Origin of the sequence: Lyngbya sp. CCY1209, from assembly GCF_035615495.1 — a bacterium.
Lineage (GTDB): Bacteria > Cyanobacteriota > Cyanobacteriia > Cyanobacteriales > Microcoleaceae > Limnospira.
Genome location: NZ_JAJENU010000346.1, coordinates 1 through 904 on the forward strand (window position 1 = coordinate 1; position 904 = coordinate 904).

Here is a 904-nt window from a genome sequence, read left to right on the forward strand (position 1 = left end):
AAGGGGGTGCTGGGGGCTAAAGCCGCTTGAGTCGGTTTTCCTCTCCGCGATCAATCACGGAGCTTCCAACCCTCCCAAAAGTTTTACGTGACGAGGTATTATCACTGTGGGAAATTACCGCCTTCATGCCAGAGAAGCGAATGGAGAACGGAATCCGGATGGTTCTCCCTGCACGGGTTATGTCTATCGCAGTTTGGATTTGCGTTCCTATGCCGATCGCCGGTGGCTAGAATCTCAGCAGTACGTTCCGGGGCGAACCTGGTTGTATCGGACATCCGTGCCGGCACCGTTAAACTTTTTTGAGCCGAAACCGGTTCTGCTGACCCCCCCTGGGAACGGCTATCAAAAAAATGCGATCGAACACCATCCGAAGCGCCCCGCTCACTTGGGAGTCCGCCGAGTCGAGTGGTTTAATCGCCGCGGCGAAACGGCGAAAAAGCCGACTCCGGAACCTGTCAAAAATTGATACTGCGATCGCGACAAAAATTCGGCACCCAAGCGATCGCCACCCCAAATCGAACGGCGACAAACCCCGTGCGATGTCCGACAGTGGCAATCCCCCCCGCCGGTTGACGAGATATAAAAATCGCCCCAGTCGTGCTGTCATTTTCGATCTGAGTGAATCTCACGCCCGCCAGAATCGTTCGGATTCAATTGCCTATCGCCTATCGCCTTATTGCCTATTTGCCTATTTGCCTATTGCCTATTTGCCTATTGCCTATTTCCTATTGCCGACTTGCCGACTTGCCTATTGCCTGCGCGAAGCGCTATAACTGACGATCCGAACTTGATATGAGAGGCTGGCAAATATTATGACTCAACTCACGATGGTTTATTAGTTAATGCCGATATCAATGGTGCAGCTAATCTCCTCAAAAAAGTAGCAACAACTTTAGGATTTTCT

The 904-nt window shown here is 51.4% G+C and carries 1 protein-coding gene; it reads left to right on the top strand.

Annotated features, from left to right (window positions below; all coding sequences use genetic code 11):
- The first annotated feature begins 106 nt into the window (after positions 1–106).
- On the top strand, positions 107–466 hold the full coding sequence (locus tag LKE08_RS09700; protein WP_324704017.1) for a hypothetical protein: 360 nt from the start codon (positions 107–109) through the stop codon (positions 464–466).
- Positions 467–904: the final 438 nt, after the last annotated feature.